Raw genomic sequence first — 21747 nt, forward strand, 5'->3', positions numbered from 1 at the left:
GTCGCTCCTAGCGAAATTTAGAGCGAAAAATCCCCTGACGACGAGCGCCACATATTGGTTTCGTTAACAAGGGATTTTTATAGGCGGCACACGGGATGTATGCCGCTTGAAATGAACTTCTACTTATTTAACTGGTTTTAGGTCCAGTACGTGAAGTAGACGCTCTGGGATACCTGCCCAAATGTTTGGACGGCCCTTAGGGTTTTCTTCGTTCCACCAACCAGTGAAGCGAGTTGTGTTGTATTGGTACATGTACGCGCCAGATAGCACAGGAATAGTTACTTGGTCCTGAGCAATGATCTTCTGAATGCCATGAGCGATCTCTAGCTGTTCTTGCTTATCTGCTGTCTTGTAGAAGCTGTTAAGAAGACCGTCTAGCTTATCGTTCTTGTAGAAGTGCATTGCAAAGCGAGGCATGCCGTCACCAGCTTGTAGCTTCGAGTTGTAGCCACTATCCCAGTACAAGTGTGGATCTGCACCGTGGAAGTAGTTGGTGTAAGCAACGTCGTAAGTACCTTCTAGCATAGCTTGGTTGTATACCGAGAAGTCCGGTGTACGAGCACGAGCTTTAATGCCCACTTCTGCTAGTTGCTCAACGGCTAGTTGTACCGTGTTGTTGAAGTCAGTCCAACCGTTTGGTGATTGAATTAGAAGCTCGAAAGACTTGCCAGATGGTGTATCCACAAAGCCATCTTTGTTTACATCTTTGAAGCCAGCTTTAGCTAGAAGCTTTTTCGCACCTTCCGCGTTGTATGTGTTGTAGCCTTTGTACTTGTTGTGCGTCTCTTCATCAGACCAAGCTTCAAATGCGTAGCCAAGGCCAGATGCGAAGTCGTTCACTGTACCGCCGCCGTAGAAAGCGATATCAATGATAGTTTGACGGTCTAGCGCCATAGAGAACGCACGACGGAAGTCAACGTTAGTTAGTGCTTCGTTTTTCGCAGCGTCTGGGTTTTTGAAGTTCACTACAAATGCTTGAGTACCCGCTGGTGGGTACCAGTAGTGGTGATTCGGACTTGCTGCAGCGTACGTACGGTCGATGTCTGGTACGAATGAAGACGTCCAGTCCATTTCGCCGTTAACGATTTTGCCCAAGAATTGGTCGTTGTTCGCGATTTGTGGCACACGCAGACAATCTACATCTAGGTTGTCAGCATCCCAATAATTCGGGTTCTCACACTGGATATATAGCTGCGGTGTGAAAGTGTCGATTTCAGTAAATGGACCACTGCCTACTGGATTTTCGTTTGTGAATGTTGCTGGATCTTTTACTTTGCTCCATACGTGCTTAGGTACGACTGGTACTTTCGCAATTTCGTAAGGAACGTTTGAGTTTGCTTCGCTTAGACGGAATTTAACTTGGTAGTCGTTAACTTTTTCTACGCCAGTCACCCAAGAGTTGATACCAGATTGGTCTAGCTCTGGCTTCTCTTTAACTAGGTTGAAAGAGTAAACAACATCATCAGCGGTAAACGCTTTGCCATCAGACCATTTTACGCCCTTACGGATATCGAAGGTTACGCTCATCAGGTCATCAGCCATGGTAAAGTTTTCTGCTAGACGAAATACAGGCGTGTTACCGTGCATTTCGTTAAAAACAACGAGCGGCTCGTAAATAAAGTCGGTTGTTGTGTGCAGGTTAGTTGCACCCAAGAAAGGGTTAAAGTTACGAACGAAAGTTGTAAACTCTTTAGGGTGGATAGTCAGTTCACTGCGTTCAGCCGCAGTAGCTACCGATGCAAAACCTGTAGTAGCCGTTGCAATAATTGCTGTTGCTAGTGCTGTTTTTTTAATATTGGCAAGCATAGCTGTTCCTTACTATTTGCTTTCATTTCACTAAATGGAATTGAATGTCATCAATTGATAAACACTCTCTAAGACCTACCTCTTGTACATGCCTTACTCATTACAACATTGAGTTTCGCCAAGAGTGGCCTGTAGGCCTTAGGCAGGAGTAAGAAAACACCTTATCCATAAAATAATCAAACTTGATTCCCGTTAAAAACGTTAAAATCTCTGAGCTCTCCGTTATAAACGTTATTTTGGCTAATTTTAACCAGTAGAGGGACAAAAAATAAACGTTGATATGCGTCGCAGTTTATATCCTTGTTAATAATGAGTGTTGGTGATTACTAACCTGGTGATCCATTTAAAATATACGTTTCTTGCTTGGTTTCTAGGTTCGGAGATCTCGCTCACATGCAGAAATGGTGTTAATTAATCAGCTAAAAATTAATCTGCCGTTCTGTTGTGATTAAGTTCGCAATCTCTATCAATAGTTCGTCAAAATCCGCTTGTTATCTGAAAAATGGCCTTTTTTATCGACAGTTTTCTTCCGTTTGTCGTCCTTTTTTTATTGTATGAATGAAGTTTTTTGGTTGCTCGAACTTACCTAATTAAGGCCAGTTAAATGGATAAGATCGTACGTTTTGAAGACCAACAATAGATAGCGATGTCTAACCGAATGTTCGTTATTGGAAATATGTTAATGGGGTAGGAAGAGGCGGTCTCTTTTATCTCTAGGAAGGGAATACTCGAATAACAAAAAAGCCCAGCATGCACGCTAGGCTAGTTTTTTTGATAAATATTAGCTGGTCAATAGTCGCTGTAGTTTATCTCGTTGTGCTTCTATGTATGCTCTCTCGGGGCTCTGTTCTTTGCAGTGTTCGAGAATGAACTCTATCGAGCTTAGCACCGTTCTCCAACGTGGTGTTTTGGGTAATGTTTCTATACGCATGTATTTATCTAAAGTGCGTGTTTGCAAAGTACTACGGTCTAGATAAACGCGCCACAAGCCACTTTGCTCTGCAAATGCGAACTTACTTTCACCCGTTACAGATTCCCAATACTCTAAAGCATGTGTCATTGCGTCTACTAGAACTTCTCGCATAAGTTCTTGCTTGTCTTTTTTATTACCGAGCGCTTTGTCTGCAAGGCGCGTAAATTCTCCGCCAAGCTCTTTTAGCTTTTGCAATTGGTCTTTGTCACCATCAAATGCATAACTTGAAAGCACTTCTACGGCGGTTTCTAGATTATGTATGCGAGCGGCACTGGCTCCACCGCCGACATTAAAGATGTACATGATATCTAACCCTGAACCTTCAGGGAGCTTAAGAATGTCTGCTTCGATGTTCTGACGAATATCTTCAATATAGATATCAATCTTGCCACAGTAATGAGGTTGTTTGACGGTCAGATATTTAGGGGCAATCAGCTCATCAGCAGATGAACGCTTTAGCTGTTCTAAGCTGCGCTTGAATAGCTTACAAGCAGCTTCGTTAGCAAAGCGAATACGCTTGTCTTCACGTAGACAGATGATAGCTTCAGGAGCCGATTCTAGCTGTTCCAACAAACGACCTTGAGTCTCAAGTAAGCTTGCTTCAACGACTGCACGCTGTCTAAGTTCAGACTCTAGCACTTTGTTTTCCATATGGCGCATTTCTGCTTTACTTGCCGTTAAATGCGCTTGGATACGTGCCGCCAACTCTTGTTTATTAAATGGTTTCGATAAATAGTCGTTGGCTCCTGCCTCAAAACCTCTTACACGATCTTCTGTTTGACTGAGTGCGGTGAGCATAATGATTGGCAACTCGGCATGATCATAGGTTTCACGTAGTTCACTACAAACTTGGTAGCCGCTCATGCCTGGCATCATGATATCCAATAACAGAAGTTCCGGCTTCTCTTGCTCGACGAGCGCTAACGTTTCTGGCCCATCGGAGACAGTACGCACACGATAGCCCTCTAAACGTAAAAAGCTTTCAAGCACGCGTAAGTTTACTGGTTCATCGTCAGCAACATACAGTAACGGGCCGTCTGGGTTCTCTGGAAGTGATAAGTCTTCACTGTTCTCTACATTAACTTCAGGAATTTGGAAGTGCCCGTGCGCAGCTAGAGTCTGGGTTGCTTGGATTTCTTCTTCACTGGCGAGCGGTAAAGTGAAACTGAAGGTAGTTCCGACCATTGGTTGGCTACTGACGTATAACGAGCCTCCCATTAATTCGATCAATTGACGGCTAATGGAGAGCCCAAGTCCTGCACCTTGACGATAACGGCTCGCGTCTTGCCCTGCTTGGATAAGTGGTTCAAAAATATGTTCAAGTTGTTCTGCGGGAATTCCTTGTCCAGTATCCACGACTTGTACGCGTACATGATCATCTACCACATTAGCGGAGATAACAATTTTACCTTCTGAGGTGTATTTAATCGCATTGCCAATCAGGTTATATAGCACTTGTTCAAGGCGTTGCGGGTCAGCTGACACTGCTTTTAAATCCGCTGGGACTTGGTTGATGATGCGGATGGTTTTACTTCCAAGTAAATGGCTAGAAAGCTCTAAAACCAATCGTGTTGCACTGCCCAAACTCACTGCTGATTTCTGGATATCCATGCTTCCATAACGCATTTTATGATAATCCAACAAGTCATCGACTAGATTAGCGAGACGCTGACCACTTTTAATGATGATATCAAGCTGATATTTCTGGCTAGCGGGGATCGCGCCATTGGCGCCGGACGCTAAGGTTTCAGCAATCCCGACCATGCCGTGTAACGGTGTACGAAGTTCATGAGAAGTCGTGGCTAAGAACTCATCTTTTAATTTATCGGCCAATTGCAGTTCTTCATTCTGTTTCTGAATGATCTGTATGTTGCTTTCTAGTTCTTCATTTTGCTTCTTAATGGTTTGAATCTTCTCTCGAATAGAGCGTTGCATTCGTTCAAAGCTTAACGCAAGCCGACCAATTTCATCTTTACGAACCGTATTAAAAGACGTGTCATCAAGATCCCCTGCAGAGACCTTTTCGGCAACCCAAGTCAATTTCAGCAACGGAGAAGTGATAAAGTTTGATAAATAGTGAGAAGCGATCACCACAAGGATAATGGCGATCAACATAGCGATAACGAATAGTTTTTCGAGTTGATGTATACGAGCGAAAGCTTCGTTTTCTGGTAACTGTACGACGAGCGCCCAAATCACACCACGAGTTTCAATCGGTGCATAAGCCGCGATGATCTCTTCACCTAAACCGTTTGTGTAAGTGCCGACACCAAATGCACCAGAGAGTGCTTTATCGATCACTTCTAAACTGTTCTTAATGTCGTCTTGTTTCGTGTTAATTGTGCGAGGTTGGTGATCATTTCCAACCAGCAAGGTGTTAATTGATGACTCTCGGTTGGCGTCTGCGGCTAACTTAGTGATGCCATTATTTGGCAAGCGGAACATGGCATAGCTGTGTAGATAACCTTGCTGAACAATTGGTGCACCTAGCCAAGCGACTGATTTCCCCCCTTCCAGCTCGAAGTCAGACACAATCACAGGAGTGTAGTCTTCGTTTACTTTTCGACGTTCAGTCACATCATCGGCGAGACGCTTGAAAGTTTTGCCAAGTGCCGAGTCTTTGTAGGGGCCTGATAACAAGTTCGTTCCGTAGTTATCGTCTTTGTTGATCGAGTAGGTGACGTTACCATTGATGTCTACCAGCAAAATGTCATTAAAATCAGAGCGCTTGAGGAGCTCTAAGTAGGCCCAATGATAGCGTTTATGTAAAAGCCGGTAACGTTCACTTCCTACATAGTTGGATGACTCGGGTAACGTTGAGGTTTTGATTTGGTCTCCGCTGCCCTCGATGTAGCGCTGTTGGGCGTTTTTACGAGACTCTTCAATATCATTGCCTAAACGACTAAAAGCATTGACGAGACCGTAGAATCGGCCACCACTGGCGTAAGCCAACTCTGAGCGCACAAAGCCCATGACTTCGGTTTCTCGTGCCTCAAAGTAGTCGATGATTTGCTGCTGTTTTGTATCTCGAACAGACAGTAAGTGTGAGGTGCTTTGTTCTTGCAGATCTTTACTGTGGGACTGCAAGAAAAAGATCGCAGTAATGGTAAGAGGTGTGATACTGAGCACCAGAAATGCGGTCATCAGTGTACTCTGAAGGCGCTTAAATTTCTGTTTTTTGTAGAATTTAAACATGGATAAGATTACAACTCATAATGGGCAGTTCTAAAACATACTTCGCTGCCGAGGTTCTCGTTAAAAACGGATAAGATGTTCAACTAGATAGAATTAACAAAATTAACGAGTTTTTTTTCTTTGACAAGAAAGTTAGTTGTAAAGCGTGCAGGGTGACGCAGTTTTTCTTATGAGTGTTGAATTTATGAGAAAAAATCGCGCAGGTTTGTGCCTGCGCGGGGGGAAGTTATGATTTTTTCGCGTAGTAGATAGAAAATTTATTGGTCTTATTTAGCGTCTCGCAATTATTAAACGCCCGCTCGATAATTGGTGGGTATTTTAAGAAGCTATTCGCGACAATCACCATTTCGCCGTCTTTGGTTAGATATTGTGGTGCCTGACCCAACAAGGTTTCCGCTGCGTTGTAATTTGTGTCTAAACCACTGTGGAATGGCGGGTTGCTGATAATAAAGCGGTAGTCTTTTGCGGTATCCGAGTATATATCTGATGCAAATACGCGTCCGGATAAACCATTCGCTTCTAATGTGGCTTGGCTAGAAGTGATCGCATAAGCATTAATGTCACACATCTCAATCGCGATCTCTGGATTCGCTTTCGCCATAAACGCACCGAGCACACCTGCACCACAACCAAAGTCGAGCACTTTGCCCGACAGCTTAGGTAAGGTTTCAAGCAGCAATCGGCTACCTAAGTCGAACTCGCCATGGCTGAATACGCCAGGTAGGCTCTTAACCGCTAGCGACTGCTCACCGAGTGTAACAGTGTAAGACTTAAACCAATCTGCTTGGTTGAAAGGTTTTGGTTCATTGAGGCAATTACCCCAGTAAAATGAGCAGCGACGAGCAGAGTCGTACTTGTTCACAGGGCCGTATTCTTGGAACATCTTCTCGATGCTCTTGATGCCGGAGCGGTTTTCACCAACGATGACGATTTCGGTGTTAATGCCCAGTTTCGCCATCAACATCGCCAGCAAGTATTCTGCTTCAGCTTTTGCCTTTGGCCAGTATAAAAGGACCATGTCTGCTTTTGTTTCAACATCAAACACAGAGCCAAAATGACTTTTCACTTTGTCAGAGGTTTGAATTTGGCGGTAGTAGCTATAGTTGGAAGTAAACACTTCAACAGACTCACAATGAGCCACTAACTCAAGAGGAAATAGGTCTTCAACTTCACCAGCGACTAAAACGTGTTTTCCGTTGAAGTATTCAAGTTGGCGCTGAGCTATTTGGCTAGGAGCGATATAAGCAGACATAAATTTGGTTCATCAGAAATAATTTGGGGCAGATTTTCGCACAATCTGCCCCAAGCTTGAAGTGATTAAGCGGTGACTAGCTGTTGTCTTGTTGGTTAAGGAAGTCTTTGAATTCTTCCTCGTAGATATTAAACAGTACCATGGTCACGGCAAAAATAAGTGGGCCGTAGATAAGACCAATCAAACCAAACAGATGCAGACCACCCAGTAATGAGAAGAAAATCATAAGGGTATTCATGCCGGCGCTGCCTTGCATTAGCAACGGACGCAATAGGTTATCTATAGAGCCAACGACAACTACACTCCACACCGTCAAGAAGATAGCCCAAGTCATATCGCCTGTTAAGAACAAGTACGCTGCTGCAGGAATCCAGATTAGTGCGGTTCCTACCACTGGAATGAATGATGCAAAGCCCATCATTGTTCCCCAAAATAACCCAGGGAAGCCGGCGAGCCACATACCGATACCGCCAGCCAAACCTTGAGCAATCGCTGTCATGAATGAGCCCATCACGGCTGATTTAGAAACTTGCTCTATCTCTGTCAATATGCGGTCTTCTTGGCTACGTGAGAGTGGCAGGATATGACGAATCGCAGAGATAATTTTGTCGTGGTCACGAAGCAGAAAAAACAGCACAAACAGCATCAGGAAGAAGTTCATTAGGAAGTTGGTTGCGTCTCCTAAAATCTTTGCGCTGATAGCAACTAAGTTAGAGCCAAACGATGTAGCAAATTGACCAATTTTCTCAGCAATGGCTTTGGGCTCGATTTTATCAAAAGGTAAGTACTCATTAACAATCGCTAAGCCTTTGATAACGAAAGGATGTTGGAATATATCTTGGATGCCACCATTGGTAACCCAATTATATGTATTTTGTGAGAAAACAGAGCCTTGCTGAACAATGGCTGCAAACACAAATAAAAGCGGGATAACAATAATAAACGTCAAGACGACACATGACAGCAGTGCCGCCATATTGGGGTGCTTGGGAATTTTCTGCTCAAACCATTCGTGTATCGGAAACATGAGCAAAGAAATGATAAAAGCCATCACAATTGAATTGATATATGGCTCAACCAATAAGTAGCAAGCAAAAGCAGCGGCGAGTAAAGCAACCATTAGTACTCGGTGACTCGACGTTATTTTTACATTATTTGGCATGGTATTAGTCCAACTTACAGGTGACGTTTACGGTTTATGCCTTCAATGATGGCGTGTAACCTTTATTACTTTGCACTCTTAACTCTTTCAAGCTTATGACAATGCCGAATTAGAGCAGAGCAATATACCTTGTTATAATGACCACAAATCAGTCGGTTATCAATCAAGAGATGAACTATGGGTTGTTGCAACGGTGATAAAAAGTGTCAAACCGAGAAAAAAGCCAAACGAATACCGTGGTTTGGCATTGTTATTGGTGTTTTAGCAGTATTGGTTATATTGAATTGGCAATAAAAAAGGACCGTGATGGTCCTTTTTTAAATTAGTTATCGCAGCTTTTAAGCGATTATTTTGCTTCTTCTGCAAGAGTTGCAAAACAGCGGTCAGCCGCTTCTAGCGTGGCATCGATTTCTTTTGAACCGTGAGCAAGGGAAGTAAAGCTCGCTTCGAACGCTGAAGGCGCTAGGTAGACACCGTGTTTGAGCATTAAGTGGAAGAAGCGCTTGAAGCGTTCCACATCGCACTTCGTTACGTCTTCGTAGCAAGTCACTTTTTCTTGGTCAGTGAAGAAGAAGCCGAACATGCCGCCCACTTGGTTCACAACCAGAGGAATACCGTGTTTCTCTGCTAGAGACTTAAAACCTTCAGCAAGTTGTTTCGTTTTAGAAGTTAGGCGCTTTTCGTTGCCTTCTTCTTTTAGAAGGTTCAAACATGCGTAGCCTGCTGCCATTGCGACAGGGTTACCGGAAAGGGTACCAGCTTGGTAAACTGGGCCTGTAGGTGCAACGTATTGCATCACTTCTTTACGGCCACCGAAAGCACCTACTGGCATACCGCCACCAATTACTTTACCCAGTGTCGTTAGGTCGGGTTTGATGTTGTAGTGTGCTTGCGCGCCGCCTAGAGCAACACGGAAGCCTGTCATTACTTCATCAAAAATTAGTAGCGCGCCTTCTTGATCACAGATTTCACGTAGCCCTTCGTGGAAGCCTTCCACTGGTGGAATACAGTTCATGTTGCCTGCTACTGGCTCAACGATGATACAAGCAATTTCGCCTTTGTTAGCAGCAAATAGCTCGCGTACAGAATCTAGGTCGTTGAATGTTGCTGTTAGCGTGTGCTTAGCAAAATCTGCAGGAACGCCAGGAGAGCTTGGTTGACCTAGTGTTAGTGCACCAGAACCTGCTTTTACTAGCAAGCTGTCAGCGTGGCCGTGGTAACAACCTTCAAATTTCATGATCTTGTCGCGACCGGTGAAGCCACGTGCAAGGCGAATCGCGCTCATCGTAGCTTCAGTACCAGAACTTACCATGCGGATTTGCTCCATTGATGGAACAAGCTCAGAAACTAATTCTGCCATCGCGATTTCAAGTTCTGTTGGCGCACCGAAGCTGAGACCGCGTTGCGCTGCATCAATTACTGCTTCGCGGATAACCGCGTGGTTGTGGCCAAGAATCATTGGACCCCAAGAGCCAACGTAATCAATATACGCTTTACCATCGGCATCAAAAATCAGTGGACCGTCTGCTCGTTCGATAAATAGCGGAGAACCGCCAACGCCGTTGAATGCACGAACTGGTGAATTGACACCGCCAGGGATGGTTTGCTGAGCTTTTTGATACAGCTCTGATGATTTGGTCATGGGGTTATCCTCTTTTGATTGCTCGGACCAAGTGGAGCGCATTGTACCTAGCTATAATCAAGTTAGAAACGTTTTGCTTAATTTATGTGTTGTTTCGCAGTGTAATCTTATATATCCGCATCTGTTATAAAGAATCGGCGGCGAATACTTGAACGAGTTTGTCAGGTATTGGATAATCGTCTCAATTAGCACAAATTTGACGTCTTGCTTCAGGCTTGACGCATTACACGAGTGAGAGAGGTCTTCGTGAGCGAAGTAAACGTACCATTATCTTTTTCTGACGCAGCAGCATCTCGCGTTAAAGCATTGATTGCTGAAGAAGAAAACCCAGCATTGAAACTGCGCGTATACATTACTGGCGGCGGCTGCAGCGGCTTCCAATACGGCTTTACTTTTGATGAAAATGTAAACGAAGGCGATACGACAATCGTAAACAGTGGTGTAACACTGGTTGTAGACCCTATGAGTCTGCAATATCTCGTTGGCGGTATTGTTGACTACACAGAAGGGTTGGAAGGAGCGCGCTTCTTCGTAAATAACCCCAATGCAACGACAACATGTGGTTGTGGTGCATCGTTCAGTGTGTAATTAACACCTAACAGGCAGCTAATGGCTGCCTGTGCTTTATGTAGAAGGATGTCACGTAAAGCACACGCTCGCAGATATGCAGAGAAATAATAAAAAGGACTTTATATGTCTGGACTTTCTTTTGGACGCCGAATTGTCGAGCGCCCTTGGCTAGTATCTCTTATCCTCGTCTTACTTCTTGTTGCATGGCTAACCATCGGCCAACTCAAAGCACAAGATGATCATCCTAACTCTTCAACATCCACGAACACGACACCACTTGCAAAGGTGATGTTTGATACTTTTCTTGCCGAACCTACCAGTAAAACCATTGAATTGTATGGACGAACAGCGCCCAATCGTCAAGCGCGTCTTGGCGCCGAAGTTGCCGGTAAAATAGTCAGTCTTAACATAAAGAAAGGCCAAGAGGTCAAACAGGGACAAGTGATCGCAAACATCGATAAGCGCGACCTTGGCATTCAACTTAAACGGGCCCAGGCGATGCTATTGGTTAAAGAGAAAGAGTTTAATGCTGCTAAATCGCTAAAAAGTCGTGGACTGCAAGGTGAGGTTGCATTTGCGACAGCGCAAGCAGCGTTGGTAGATGCACGTGCGAATTTGAGTAACGTGCAAACGGCTTTAAGAAATACTGAGGTTAAAGCGCCATTTGATGGCATCGTAGATCACCACTTTGTTGAGTTAGGTGATTTTGTCGGGATTGGCGATCCTATTGCGACGGTCATTGATTTGGATACTTTAGTGATTGAAGCCGATGTCAGTGAACGGCATATACAATACCTTAAGGAAGGCCTAGAAGCCGACGTAAGAACCATTAACCAACAGCATCATCAAGGTCGTGTGCGCTACATTGGACGTGTTTCTTCTGCTTCTACTAATACATTTCCAATTGAAATCGAAATTGATAATCAAGACGCAAGAATTCCTGCCGGTATGAGCGCAGAAGTACAGCTGCCTTTGAGTGAAGTGTTGGCAGTAAAGATTACGGCTGCCATGTTAGCACTAGATGAAGAAGGTAACTTAGGTGTCAAGACACTGCGTAATGAGTATGTTGAGTTTGTTCCAATTCAACTCGTTAAGGCCGAGGATGATGGTGTGTGGCTCTCTGGGTTAGGAGAGCGTGCAGATATTATCGTGCTGGGACAAGGTTTTGTGCGAGATGGTGATCAAGTACTGGCCAATAAAGTTGATGACGTAGTTGTTGAAGCGGCTAGTGAGCAGTAAGGAGCACTTATGTACACTCTGATTGATGCTGCGTTATCCCGCGCTCGCACCATGCTGACATTACTGGTGATGATCTTAATTGCCGGTGTCATTACTTACGTCACTATCCCCAAGGAATCGAGCCCTGATATTACCATTCCGATCATTTATGTTTCTGTTGGACATCAAGGTATTTCTCCTGTCGATGCCGAGCGTTTATTGGTTCGTCCAATAGAGCAAGAGCTGCGTTCTATTGAAGGCGTAAAAGAGATGACCTCTGTGGCATCAGAAGGTCATGCTTCGGTGACGCTGGAATTTAGTGTCGGAGTGGATCTTGATAAAGCGATGGCAGATGTGCGTGATGCGGTTGATCTTGCGAAGCCAAAGTTACCAGAGGACAGTGATGAGCCGACGGTAAACGAAGTCACGTTTGCATCTGAAGAGCCTGTTTTGACCGTTGTGCTCTATGGCACCGTACCAGAGCGAACCATTGTTCAGATTGCCAGAACGTTACGTGATCGTTTGGAAAGTTTCCGTCAGGTTCTTGAGGTTGAAATCGCAGGAGATCGCGAAGACATCGTGGAGATAGTTGTCGATCCGCTATTGATGGAAAGCTACGGTCTCGATCAAGCGGATATCTATAATTTAATTGCCTTGAATAACCGAGTTGTGGCAGCGGGGTTTGTCGATACTGGGTATGGACGCTTTTCGGTAAAAGTCCCATCGGTTTTTGATTCACTGAAAGATGTGCTTGAACTACCGATCAAGGTGAATGGCAAAGAGGTGATCACTTTTGGCGATGTGGCGACAGTACGACGTGCATTTCGCGATCCTGAAAGTTTTGCTCGTTTAGATGGCGAATCTGCCATCGTTTTGGATGTAAAAAAACGGGCAGGGGAAAACATTATTGAAACGGTTGAGCTGGTAAAAGAAGTACTGGCTCAGGGACAGAAGCGTGCCGAGTGGCCCGACAATTTGCAAGTTAAATACACTTGGGATCAATCCGACGATGTCAAATTGATGCTCAGTGATCTACAAAACAATATCTTATCCGCAATTATCCTCGTAGTTATCGTCATTATTGCCATATTGGGGGTTAGGACCGCGCTTCTCGTGGGGATTTCTATTCCAGGATCGTTCTTGACTGGGTTGTTGGTGTTATCGGTATTTGGGCTGACGGTCAATATCGTCGTACTGTTTGCTTTAATTATGGCAGTAGGCATGTTGGTGGATGGTGCCATTGTGGTGACAGAGTTTGCAGATCGGCGCATGCAAGAAGGAACGCCACGCAAAGAAGCCTATCGAGATGCCGCAAAGCGAATGGCCTGGCCTATTACCGCATCCACAGCAACCACATTGGCTGCGTTTGCTCCGTTACTTTTCTGGCCAGACATCACTGGTGAGTTCATGAAGTACTTACCACTTACTTTAATTGCTACTTTGGCCGCTTCTCTGATGATGGCTTTATTGTTCGTTCCTGTCATCGGCGGGATCATTGGCAAGCCTCAAGTAGTCAATCAGAAAGCTCAGCGAGAAATGGTTGAGCTGCATAACGGCAACTTTGAAAAAGCGACAGGCATTACCAAGCTTTATTACCAGACTCTGTCGGTAGCGATTCGTCATCCATGGAAGGTCTTACTCAGCGCGATACTGCTAGCGGCAGGTGTCGGCTTCACTTACAACAAAGCTGGCTTGGGTGCAGAGTTTTTCCCTGAGGTGGACCCTGCCTTTTTTACCGTTAAAGTTCGTTCTTATGGTGACCTGTCTATTCACGAAAAAGATGTTGTTATGCGCGAAATCGAGAAGGTGATGCTCGGTCATGACGAGTTTGAAAGTGTCTACACGCGCACAGGATCGAGCGATAATGGGGACGAGATTGGCCAGATTCAAATAACGCCTGTGGATTGGCAGTATCGACGCAAAGTGAAAACCATTATTGAGGAACTAAAAGAGACGACAGATCGCTTTTATGGTGTTGAACTTGAGTATAAATTCCCGGACGCAGGACCGCCTGTCGAGCATGATCTCGTGATTGAAGTATCATCACGAAACTTGAGTGTTAGTGCGTTAGATGAAGCGGCCAAAAAAGTACGACATTGGGCTGATGGTAATCCTGCACTGACCAACTTGAGTGATACCACTAATAAGGAAGGGATTGATTGGCAAATTGATATCCAGCGAGATGACGCCTCTCGCTTTGCAGCGGATGCTACTTTAGTCGGGAATACCGTCCAGTTTGTTACGAACGGCTTGAAAATAGGCGATTATTTGCCCGATGATGCGGATGAAGAAGTCGATATTTTGGTGCGCTATCCGCAAGATAAGCGCGACATAGGTCGATTTGATCAACTGAGAGTGAAAACGGCAGCTGGTCTGGTACCGATTACGAATTTTGCTCAAATCAAACCAGATCATAAGCAAGACACTATTCGTCGGGTCGACGGTCATCGAGTTATCAATATTAAAGCGGATATGGTGGAAGGTTACAATTTGGCGCTTGAGTTACCTAAGATTGCCGCTGGAATGGAACAGCTCGACTTACCGGAAGGCATTGAATATAAGATTCGGGGTCAAAATGAAGAGCAGGAAAACTCATCAGCATTCTTGCAAAATGCTTTTATTGTCGCGCTTGGTGTGATGGCTTTGATTTTAATTACGCAGTTTAATAGCTTTTATCAAGCTTTCTTAATCCTTAGTGCAGTGCTGTTTTCTACCGTTGGTGTCTTCGCCGGGTTACTTATTTTCCAAAAGCCATTTGGCATCATTATGTCGGGAATTGGAGTGATTGCGTTGGCTGGTATCGTGGTAAACAACAATATTGTTTTAATCGATACTTATAATCAGATGCGTAAACGTGGCTTAGAAAAATCTGAGGCTATTTTGCGTACGGGTGTGCAGCGTTTAAGACCCGTTTTACTTACGACGGTGACCACCATATTAGGCTTATTGCCAATGGTGTTAGAAATGAACATCGACTTAGTTAATCAGAAAGTGGAGTTTGGCGCACCAAGCACTCAATGGTGGTCTCAGCTTGCGACCGCTGTTGCGGGTGGTTTGGCGTTTGCGACTTTGCTAACGTTAGTTCTGACCCCGTGTTTGCTGATGCTCGGGAGAGAGCATCACTCCGAACAGTAAGCTTTATCGTGATGATATCGACAAAACAAAAAGGGCAGCTTCGCTGCCCTTTTCAATACCTGGCTTACTTCATTGCTAGCAGTTTGCTGTAGCGTTCAAGCTTGTCCATGCTAATTTTCGCGTTTGCCATGAAAGTTTGTCTCGCTTTGCCTGTCAGGGATTTAGATTGTGGCAAATTCACCGTGCGCGGGTTTTTATGGACACCATTCACAAGGAACTCATAGTGCAGGTGAGGGCCAGTTACACGGCCAGTTCCGCCAAGCGTACCAATGGTTTGGCCTTGCTTAACGCGTTGACCAGCTCGTACAGTACGTTTGGTTAAGTGCAGGTACTTGGTAATGTAAGTATTACTATGTTTAATGAAAACGTAGTTACCATTAAATTTGTTGTAAGACGATTTTTGAACAACACCATCACCAGCCGCCCAAATCGGGGTGCCCACTGGTGCTGCATAGTCCGTGCCTCTATGAGGACGAACGCGTCCCGTCACTGGATGTAAGCGGCGTGGGTTGAAGTTAGACGAAACTCGACGGAAATCCAACGGCGCGCGTAAGAATGCTTTTTTCATTGCACGCCCATTTTCGTCGTAATACTTGCCACTTTTCTGATCCAATATTGCGGTAAAGGTATCGCCTTGGTTTTTAAAGATCGCAGCAATGATTTTTCCACGGCCGATTACTTCACCTTCTACCACTTCCTCTTGGTAAAGTACTCGGAAGCTGTCGTTTTTACGAATATCTAAAGCAAAGTCGATGTCCCAACCAAATATGCCAGCCAGTTCCATGATTTGGTTACCATTTAATCCAGAAGATATTCCTGCATTCCAAAAGTTTGATTTGATGGTGGCTTCAGCGTAGTTGTACTGGAAGTCGACTTCTTTCTTATCAACTTCAGAAACGTACTTGCCGTCTTTTAATGTGATACGAAAAGTCTCGAACGCGCTTAGTGTTCTTCTTAGCTGCACCAAGTCGTTATTTTCGTCAAAACCAAATTGCAATCGGTCACCAGGTCGAAGCCGAGTTAACTGTTTTTCCACTTCTTTGTCTGATGACACCAGTTCATGTAATAGACGAGCAGAAAGCCCTACGCGACTAAATAAGATGGCAGCACTCTCGCCATTTTTTACCTTGTATGTCTCCCAGCGCAGCACGGCGGGAACCGCAGGCGATGAACTATTTAGTGCACTGAGTTCGAGGGAAACTGGCACAGGATAATGTTGACCAACTTTTAATCGGCTCTGCTGCGGGTCTAGGTCTTGCGGATCAGGTAAAAAGAAGAGCGCGAAGATAATCAGCGCACTAAAAAAACCGATCAATACTTTGTGCAAGAGTGGAAGTCGGACAAAAATCGAATGCATGAGGTACTTGATTGCTAAATTAAACGGAAAAAGTGACAACTACCTAGTCTAACGTGTTTCAAAATGCATCGCTATTCAAGTAATATGTTCAACTATTATATTTTTGCCAAATCTGTGGGAGTGAACAAGAATGGCGAGCATTGAAGCTGCACTAGCCGAGATTAAGCGCGGTGTTGAAGAGCTGATTCCAGAAGAAGAGCTAATCGCAAAACTAAAAGAAGACCGTCCTCTACGTATTAAATTGGGCGCTGATCCAACAGCACCTGACATTCACCTAGGCCATACGGTTATTTTCAATAAGCTTCGCTTGTTCCAAGAACTAGGTCATGAAGTGACGTTCCTAATCGGTGACTTCACTGCAATGGTTGGTGACCCAACAGGTAAAAACACAACTCGTCCACCGCTAAGTCGTGAAGACGTATTGCGTAACGCTGAAACGTACAAAGAGCAAGTGTTCAAAATTCTCGATCCTGCAAAGACTAAAATTCAGTTTAACTCTGAGTGGCTGTCTGAATTGGGCGCAGAAGGTATGATTCGCCTTGCGGCAAACCAAACCGTTGCTCGTATGCTAGAGCGTGACGACTTTAAAAAGCGTTACGCGGGTGGTCAGCCAATTGCTATTCATGAGTTCATGTACCCACTTCTACAAGGTTGGGACTCAGTAGCAATGGAAACGGATGTTGAATTAGGTGGTACAGACCAGAAGTTCAACCTTCTAATGGGTCGTGAACTGCAAAAGTCTCACGGTCAAAAACCTCAGGTTGTACTGATGATGCCGCTTCTAGTGGGCCTTGATGGCGAGAAGAAGATGTCTAAGTCAGCAAACAACTACATCGGTATCAGCGAAGCGCCAAGCGAAATGTTTGGTAAAATCATGTCTATTTCTGATGACTTAATGTGGAGCTACTACGAGCTGCTCTCTTTCCGTCCTCTGGAAGAGATTGCTCAATTCAAAGCTGATGTAGAAGCGGGCAAAAACCCTCGTGACATCAAAGTATTGCTAGCAAAAGAAATTATTGCTCGTTTCCACAGTGAAGCCGATGCCGATGCAGCAGAGCAAGAATTCGTAAACCGTTTTGCGAAGAACCAAATTCCTGATGAAATGCCAGAGTTTGACTTTGACGCAGGTCGCCCAGTGAGTAATCTGTTGAAAGAAGCAGGCTTATGTCCATCATCGTCAGATGCGATGCGCATGGTTAAGCAGGGCGCTGTGAAGATTGATGGTGAAAAAATTGCGGACAGCAAATTTGCTCCAGAAGCGGGTACTTACGTGTTCCAAGTAGGCAAACGTAAATTTGCTCGTATTACTATTCAGTAATTCATAATGACTGCAAATGAAAGCGTCCGAAGGGCGCTTTTTTTGTATGAAAATTTAGCAAAAACGGCAAAGTAAAACTTCCATACCTGATGAACTTTGCTACTATACTTGCGCTGCCAATAATGGCAGCGCTATCGGAGATTTACATGAACAATACCGACCATCCTCCCAGTCGTTGGGTGAGTAAGATTAAGGGAGCGAAATAACCCGCTTCGGTATTGGCGATCTCCGCCTTACCTAAGTGGTGAGGCATCTTTTCTAATTTTCTTCTCGTTATTTCCTTCATACATTCTGAATAGACAGTGCATTCGCATTGGTTTTCTCTGTGCATCTTAATTGTTGTCTGACTTTTAGCGTGCAAGAGTGGCTTTTCATGCTTTGTCGATGGTCGTTACCAATGCCAATCGGGAGATTCGCCATGACGGTAATGAACAACACTTTTATTGAAACAACACCAAACTTTTCTGAAGTAGAAATTGGTGCAGCTCGCAATGCATTCTTGCAGTACGAGCAAGAGCAACAAGTCCATTTGCTTACGGTTATGCCGATTGATGAGGCTGTAGGTATTTTACAGCATTGCTCTGTCGGCTATGTGAATAGTCTTATTGCTCAACTTGAGCAAGCAGGTCATGACAAACGCGCACGTCATTATGCTCACCAACTGGGTCTGCATATGTCTGAAGTTGATACACCCGATGGTTATTTATCAACTAGTGTTTTAGGGCATGTAAAACAGCGTATTGGATGGATCATTGCGCTGGCTCTTTTAGGGATAGTGTCAGGCTTGATCATCGCTCAGTATGAGGACACCCTTAGTCAGCTTGTTTTACTTGCAGTGTACATGCCAGTGATTGCAGCTGCTGGTGGTAACACAGGAACACAAGCAGCAACTTTGGTGATTCGTGCTCTTGCTACTGGAGAGTTAAAAAAACGCCAATGGTTAGAAGTTTTGTGGAAAGAGAGCCGAGTCGCTCTATTTATTGCGCTAGCAATCGCTATCGTGATGATTGGACGCATTATGTTATTTAGTGCAGGACAATCAACAGGAGGCTTTGAACTGACCGATATCGCACTGGCAATAGCAGTTGCGCTGTTCATTCAAGTCACCATTTCTACAACATTGGGCGGGCTGTTGCCAATTATTGCACGAGCTTGCAAGTTGGACCCAGCCGTATTGGTGAGTCCAGTTCTTGCGTCTATCGTCGATATTTCAGGAATGTGGATTTACTTTAACGTGGTGAACTATTTCTTAGGTATTGCCTGACTAAAGTTCACAATGTCATTGTAAAAAAGCTGCTCAAAATGTGTAATCGGGGCGATGACAGGTGTGTTGTCGTCCCGTTTTTCTGGGAAGTAGTCTGAAACAAACTGAACAAAAATGGTGTTAGGTTGACCATTTTTATCCAAGCCATATCCAGCCATATTGTAAGTCCCGTAGATAGAGCCACTTTTCGCTATCAGCTGTCCTTTAATTGGAAGTTTTCGCATACTTTGTCGGTACTTTAATGTGCCGGATTCACCTGATTTCGGCATGATGGCAATCAATTTGAGTTCGTTTTCATGCTTCCAAATATAGCGCAGCATTTCAGCCATCTTGGTCGCGGAGATACGGTTATTTCGCGAAAGTCCTGAGCCGTCTTCTAGGCGCGCATTACGAATATCAATACCAGTGTTGGCGAAAATGATCTGCTTGATCGCTTCTGTACCGTTAGTAAAACTGCCTGGCTGAACGAAAAATTTAGCACCAAGTGTTTTGGTTAATGTGTCGGCAATCAAGTTGTCAGAGTTTTTGAGCATATCTTCAAGAATGTCTGGTAAGGCCTTTGATTGATGCATTGCGATGAGCTTTCGCTGCTTTTCTGGCGCCGTACCGACCCTAATCTTTCCTGATACCCCAATGTTGAGCTCCTTGAGCAAAGTCGCCAACCTTTGACTGGTGTAACGCTCAGGGTCTTGAACCGCAAATTTCAGTGGCAATGGTTTGTCTCTTTCAACCAAGCACCCTGTTAGCTTGTAGTTGTTATCGGGATTTGCAACTAAACCTAAGTCACAATGACGACTTTTCTTAATGGTTTTAGAAACTGTTTCTACGGTACTTGTGACACGAATAGGTTGATGCTCTGGTACGTAGACCCGCGTTCCACCATCTTTTTGTGTATAGATAGAGGCTTGTACACAGTTGTTATTGAGTGTGATGGTCGATGCCGGAGCGCTGTAGCAAACTCCCAAGATATCCCACGGCCAGCCCACCGCACGGTTATAACCAGTGAATGCGCTGTTATCGAGCCATAGGTCACCGTTAATCCGTTTTAAGCCATTTTTCTTAGCTAGAGTGAGAAGTGATTTTAAGTCGTTGGTTTGGAGTGTTGGGTCGCCGACAAAGTAAATCACTGCATCTGAGTTCGACGTTTCCAGCTTGGTTCGAAACCGGAAATTATCACCCAGTTCTAGCTTTGCGGCTAATGCGGTGACGATTTTTAATGTACTCGCTGGTGGGAACAGTTGTTCGGTAGGATGAACACCGTCAAGCTCAGCATTTTCACTGAGTTTCTCCGCAACTAAACTGATGCGGGCGCCTTCAGGCAACACCTCTTGATGAGGGTACGCTTGTGAAAAAGCAGAAAGTAATGAAGAGAATATGAGCAAGAGCCAACGTAAACGCATAATGATACTTTCTAAGGTGAGTTATGTGATTGAGTATACGCAAGTCCTTTCAATATGCTAGGTAACTAAAGAAATGCTTCAAATGTCTTCATGAATGAGACACGAGAGAAAGGCGCGCTGCTTAAAATGAAGTATAAAAAATGCCCGCTTAAAGCGGGCATTCGATATTCTAGTCAAAGACCGGAATTAGAAGTCGTAACGTAGACCTAGAGCTAGCTCGTCTTCAGCATCGATCTTAGTTGCAACTGTTTTGCTAGTGTCAGTTGAACCAAACTTGTCACCTGCATCAATCAGGTTGAAGTTGTAAGAAATGTAACCACGGAAGTTAGGCTTGAAGTAGTAAGAAGCATCAACAGCGAAGTTGTTTGCAGAAGTTTCGTTGTTAGTTTCTGCATTGTTGTATGATGTTGTAAATACTGTTTGGCCTAGAGTGTAAGCACCCGCTAGCTCGTAACCAGTGTAATCAACTGTGTTACTGTTGTTTGAATCTTCCATTTTCTCGCCGTCAGTGAATACACCAGCGAAGTAAAGATCAGACATTGTGTAAGATGCAGCTAGCATGTACTCGTTAGCTTTGTCTTGATCTGCGTAACCAGCACCTAGCTCAAGACCAGTGTCAGCTAGAGCGTAGATTGCAGATAGAGAGTAACCGTCTTGTTTGTTGTCGTAGTACTCACCAGTGTTTTTGTTTTCCATACGATCAGCGAAGCGGTAGCTTGCTTTTACGCTTAGGTTTTCAAACTGGCCTTTGTAAGCCATCATGTTGTCTGTACGGTCTGATACAGCTAGTTTGTCTGCTGCAGAGTTACCGTGGTAAGCCATGATATCTGTGAAGTCAGTGATAACGCCTAGTGCACCTTCAGTTTTACCGTATGCGAACTCACCGTAAGCACCGCCAAGACCAGCGTAAGCAAGACGAGTTTCTAGATCGCTCTTGTCGTCGCCGTCTACAGTACCGTTTTGAGCAGTCTCAAATTCACCTTCCCAGAAACCAACACCGTATAGGTTGTCATTGATTTCTTGTTTACCAAGGAAGTTTAGACGGATGCGAGATTTGTCTTGAGCGTCGCCATCTTTCATAGATAGACGTGCTTCAGCACGGCCGCCCATTTCTAGAGAAGTACCGTCTTGGTTGTAAAGTTCAGCTGCGTTTACGCCAGTTGCCATAGCTGCTGCAGATACAGAAAGAGCAATTAGAGTCTTTTTCATCTTATTTGTCCTAGTTAGCTGTCCATAATCATTGTTGTATGGGGGAGAGGTGATCTCTCACAAGTTGTTGGTCCAAAATTGGCTAATTGAGCGATATAGTTCGCACTTGTAAGCCATTGATCTAACAACTCGCTGGACATGTTTTACTGCTAAAGTTTCCGTATGAGTTAGTAAAATGATATAAATCCCACTGATGAACACTGTTCAATTGTGCGTTGTTTTTATTTAACTTACTGTTTTTTATTG

The 21747-nt window shown here is 44.4% G+C and carries 13 protein-coding genes; 5 read left to right on the plus strand and 8 right to left on the minus strand.

The window, feature by feature from the left end:
* Positions 1-123: 123 nt before the first annotated feature.
* The 5 genes from R7H07_RS06860 to hemL form a co-directional block, all read right to left on the minus strand.
* Positions 124-1806 carry an ABC transporter substrate-binding protein gene (locus R7H07_RS06860; RefSeq protein WP_005380037.1) on the minus strand — a complete coding sequence of 561 codons (1683 nt, stop codon included), beginning with the start codon at positions 1804-1806 and terminating at the stop codon, positions 124-126.
* A gap of 781 nt (positions 1807-2587) precedes the next feature.
* The gene (locus tag R7H07_RS06865; protein ID WP_005380036.1) at positions 2588-5974 is read right to left on the minus strand and encodes a response regulator; all 3387 of its coding nucleotides are present in this window, start codon (positions 5972-5974) and stop codon (positions 2588-2590) included.
* Positions 5975-6200: 226 nt separating this feature from the next.
* Entirely contained in the window at positions 6201-7226 is a 1026-nt protein-coding gene (gene rsmC, locus R7H07_RS06870) for a 16S rRNA (guanine(1207)-N(2))-methyltransferase RsmC (RefSeq protein ID WP_025768200.1), read from the minus strand.
* A 76-nt stretch (positions 7227-7302) separates the two neighbouring features.
* On the minus strand, positions 7303-8388 hold the full coding sequence (locus R7H07_RS06875) for an AI-2E family transporter (protein WP_005386541.1): 1086 nt from the start codon (positions 8386-8388) through the stop codon (positions 7303-7305).
* Positions 8389-8734: 346 nt separating this feature from the next.
* The gene (gene hemL, locus R7H07_RS06880) at positions 8735-10030 is read right to left on the minus strand and encodes a glutamate-1-semialdehyde 2,1-aminomutase (protein WP_206959602.1); all 1296 of its coding nucleotides are present in this window, start codon (positions 10028-10030) and stop codon (positions 8735-8737) included.
* Positions 10031-10276: 246 nt separating this feature from the next.
* Here hemL and erpA point away from each other — a divergent pair, with 246 nt between their 5' ends.
* The 3 genes from erpA (at position 10277) to vmeK (ending at position 14953) form a co-directional block, all read left to right on the plus strand.
* Positions 10277-10618: an iron-sulfur cluster insertion protein ErpA gene (gene erpA / locus R7H07_RS06885; protein ID WP_005380031.1), complete on the plus strand. Its 342-nt coding sequence runs from the start codon at positions 10277-10279 to the stop codon at positions 10616-10618.
* Between the two features lie 105 nt (positions 10619-10723).
* Positions 10724-11839 (plus strand): efflux RND transporter periplasmic adaptor subunit, encoded by a 1116-nt coding sequence (locus R7H07_RS06890; RefSeq protein ID WP_206959600.1) that lies wholly within the window; start codon positions 10724-10726, stop codon positions 11837-11839.
* Between the two features lie 9 nt (positions 11840-11848).
* Positions 11849-14953 (plus strand): multidrug efflux RND transporter permease subunit VmeK, encoded by a 3105-nt coding sequence (gene vmeK / locus R7H07_RS06895; RefSeq protein WP_005380029.1) that lies wholly within the window; start codon positions 11849-11851, stop codon positions 14951-14953.
* Between the two features lie 64 nt (positions 14954-15017).
* On the opposite strand, the gene R7H07_RS06900 is transcribed toward vmeK, so the two are convergent.
* A complete protein-coding gene (locus R7H07_RS06900; RefSeq protein ID WP_005386530.1) occupies positions 15018-16310 on the minus strand; it encodes a peptidoglycan DD-metalloendopeptidase family protein in 1293 nt (430 codons plus the stop codon).
* Between the two features lie 130 nt (positions 16311-16440).
* On the opposite strand from R7H07_RS06900, the gene tyrS reads away from it, so the two are divergent.
* Together tyrS and R7H07_RS06910 are read left to right on the plus strand one after the other, a co-directional pair.
* The gene (gene tyrS, locus R7H07_RS06905; protein WP_017820416.1) at positions 16441-17628 is read left to right on the plus strand and encodes a tyrosine--tRNA ligase; all 1188 of its coding nucleotides are present in this window, start codon (positions 16441-16443) and stop codon (positions 17626-17628) included.
* Positions 17629-18046: 418 nt separating this feature from the next.
* Positions 18047-18892, plus strand: a complete 846-nt coding sequence (locus R7H07_RS06910; protein ID WP_005380062.1) for a magnesium transporter — start codon at positions 18047-18049, stop codon at positions 18890-18892.
* On the opposite strand, the gene dacB is transcribed toward R7H07_RS06910, so the two are convergent.
* Both dacB and R7H07_RS06920 read right to left on the minus strand, forming a co-directional pair.
* Positions 18871-20292, minus strand: a complete 1422-nt coding sequence (gene dacB / locus R7H07_RS06915) for a serine-type D-Ala-D-Ala carboxypeptidase (protein WP_053349847.1) — start codon at positions 20290-20292, stop codon at positions 18871-18873. The genes R7H07_RS06910 and dacB overlap by 22 nt on opposite strands.
* Before the next feature lie 186 nt (positions 20293-20478).
* Positions 20479-21501 carry a porin gene (locus R7H07_RS06920; RefSeq protein WP_005380064.1) on the minus strand — a complete coding sequence of 341 codons (1023 nt, stop codon included), beginning with the start codon at positions 21499-21501 and terminating at the stop codon, positions 20479-20481.
* Positions 21502-21747 lie beyond the last annotated feature (246 nt).

This window comes from Vibrio sp. Vb1127 (genome assembly GCF_033338735.1).
GTDB lineage: Bacteria > Pseudomonadota > Gammaproteobacteria > Enterobacterales > Vibrionaceae > Vibrio > Vibrio alginolyticus.